The sequence below is a fragment of the Bacteroides caecigallinarum genome (assembly GCF_021530995.1).
GTDB lineage: Bacteria > Bacteroidota > Bacteroidia > Bacteroidales > Bacteroidaceae > Phocaeicola > Phocaeicola faecigallinarum.
Genome location: NZ_JADYTF010000200.1, coordinates 1 through 2,707 on the forward strand (window position 1 = coordinate 1; position 2,707 = coordinate 2,707).

General features: G+C 45.1%; 3 protein-coding genes and 1 pseudogene. All 4 read right to left on the reverse strand.

The genetic code is table 11. The annotated features are described in order from the left end of the window. Positions 1–467 (reverse strand): annotated as a pseudogene (locus I6E24_RS15910) (hypothetical protein); the annotation flags it as partial. A 126-nt stretch (positions 468–593) separates the two neighbouring features. Beyond that, positions 594–1,034 (reverse strand): DUF3872 domain-containing protein, encoded by a 441-nt coding sequence (locus I6E24_RS15915; protein ID WP_235329649.1) that lies wholly within the window; start codon positions 1,032–1,034, stop codon positions 594–596. A 13-nt stretch (positions 1,035–1,047) separates the two neighbouring features. Continuing rightward, the gene (locus I6E24_RS15920) at positions 1,048–1,629 is read right to left on the reverse strand and encodes a conjugal transfer protein TraO (RefSeq protein WP_068856482.1); all 582 of its coding nucleotides are present in this window, start codon (positions 1,627–1,629) and stop codon (positions 1,048–1,050) included. A 3-nt stretch (positions 1,630–1,632) separates the two neighbouring features. After that, positions 1,633–2,568, reverse strand: a complete 936-nt coding sequence (gene traN / locus I6E24_RS15925; RefSeq protein ID WP_068856483.1) for a conjugative transposon protein TraN — start codon at positions 2,566–2,568, stop codon at positions 1,633–1,635. Between the last annotated feature and the right edge of the window lie 139 nt (positions 2,569–2,707).

Consider the following 2,707-nt stretch of genomic DNA (forward strand, 5'->3'; position numbering starts at 1 on the left):
GCAAAGATTAATAAAACTATAAATAAAAACGTATTTTTAAGAACCATATTCAATAACATTTCTTTAGCTATATTGTATGTAAAATAACAATTTTCATAGCAATTAACCAGCAACTTATATGCTCCCTCTTTAATGGAATCATTATCATAATAATTTGTTACGGGCATATTTAATAGCTTAGTACCTAAAGAATTATCAATAAATCCTTTTCTTCGTTCACTTGCAACAATGGGTTGCATAATTATTTCCACAATTATATATAATAACCCATATCCAATAATTGAAATGTAATTCAATACATTTAACACCACGATAACATTTTGACACACAAGTCCTTCAATTGTTTCGCATTTTAATAGTTGAATCAATATAGACAATATAAATACTGACCATAAAAATAAATTTTCTACGGTTCTAGAACGTTTAAGCGTTTTATAATTTATTGCATAAGGTAATTGTCTTTCCATATTAAACATATTAGTACGATTTATATGCAAAAGTACAAAAATATGATAACGTTTTATTGAAACATAGCTATTTAATATATTATAGCAATAGAAAGAGTGTTTCTCATTCTTCCTATTGCTATATAATTACTCTTCTTCGCTGCTGTCATTGTTGAACGAGAACGAAACCTGCTGCATCTGCCCGAAGCTGTCGATGATATAGATGTCAATCGTCTGCTGGTCGGTCGATGCCGATGTGTAGTAGAGCCGGAACGTTTCTTTCTCCAGCGGGTACAGGTCATTGGGCAGGAACACAGTACCGTTATCCATTTCCAGCTTTCCTTTGCCGTCAGGCTGGAAATAGCGTATCTGGTAGGTCGTAGGCTGGTAGTCGCCGCCACGCACCAGTTGGCAGCGTATTTCGGCTGTTTCGCCCACTTTCAGTTTCTTGGGTACGGGCAGCGTTTCCACCGTGAACGGGTAAGCCTGCTGAATGTCCAAGCTGTCATTACAGGCGGTTACAAGCACGAGGGCGGCCACGATGTAGCAGCCCACGATGATTTTATACATTACATTCTTCATATACATTATTATATAGTGGTCAGTTGATAATGAATTTCAGTCCCATGCCTACCTGCGTGTGGAACTTGCCGATGTCCGAGCCGAATAGCATACGTTCCCTCGCATTGACGAGCAGCACCACCCGGTCGGTCAGGTAGGTTTCCAGTTCCAGCGTGAGCGCACCGCCGTAGATGAAACAATCCTTGTCCAGCAGCGTAGCCCCGTCCGGCAGCAGCTTGTCGCCCCGGTTGCTGGTTTCATACCCGGCAAGAGCCGACAGCCCCAGCGAGAGGAAAAAGGTCTTTCGCCTGTCCGAAAGGAATTTCAGATAATAGCCGCCCTCCGCCGTGAACTGTTCTACCGGAATGCGCATATCCTTGTAGTCATACTTCTTATGCAGGTATTCCCCGCCAATCACCCAGCGGTTGGCGTTCTTGGTATAAACACTGTATGCCGCCCCGAAATGGCAGGCAAAATCCGTGTCGGAGTTCCAATGTACCCCGTCCGCCATGCCCGCCGTTACCTGCAAGGCTTTCATGCCCGGAAGGTATCTTTGCGCGTGTGCCTGGTTCAAATTCAGGCACAGCGCAAAGAGTGTCATTATAAAGATGTGTTTCTTCATTCCCTACTTTATTTTCAGTTCGTTTATCACTTCGGCGTTCACGATGTCGGCATTCTCCACCCGTATGGTCTGATGCCGACCGCCGTTCTTCTCGTAAAGCTCCACCAGCAGTAACTTGTCATCCGGGATGGTGAACTTCGGCAGGGCGTACACCGTCCGGACTGTGCTTTTCCCGGCAATCTCTATCACCTCGTTGTAGCTGCGTACCGCATCCAGTACCGTTTCCTGAATAGCCGTGCGTTTGGGCACTTTCTTATCGACAATCTTAAACTTGATGAAGTCCGTATCGAAAGGCACGTTGGAACTGTTCTTCGTCTGCGTATGCACGTAAAGCATCCCGTTATAGGTGTAAATCCCCTTGATTAAGAACTGTATGCCGAAACGCTTGCTGCCCAAGTGTCGCACTTTACGGTCATTGTTCTTGTAGATGCTCTGCATTATCAGTTTTACCAGCAGCGGGCTTTCATTTCCCAGTTCCCGGAAATAGATGTTCATGCGGGTATGCGAAAAGTCGGACGTATCTTCATTTTCCAAGAAGTCCTTCATTTCGATGTTGAGCATTTCCGGCTCACGGGCATACTTGGCGTTGAATGAATAGAAGCTGCCGTCCTCACAGATGACGGAGAAGTTCGTTTCTCCCGGAAAGCCCTCTGTCGTGGCTTTCACCCTGATTACGTTTTCCGCACCGTCAGCCTTGCCCGCTATGATGTGGTTGCTCCCCAAATCTACATAGCGGACGGCGGAGGGGAAAATGATATGCACCGTCTTGGCGAAAGTCACTTCCACGCCGTAGGGCGTTACCATTTGTCGGTAAGGCAGCTTTCGGGTGATACCCCGGTACAAGTCGTTGCCTGCCGCATACTTCACCGTGTCGGTTTCCTGTGCGTTTGCCGCACACACGCCCAGCAGGAGGGCGCACATTACAAAAATCTGTTTCATCGTTAATTGGAAATTTTAGGTTCATCCGACATTTCGCGTGATAGTTTATTAAAGAAGAAAACCGCTGCACAAATTGTATATTTGAATAAGCACAAGCAAACGTACAATTATGAACAGCAGTTTTCTATATCATGCGTGG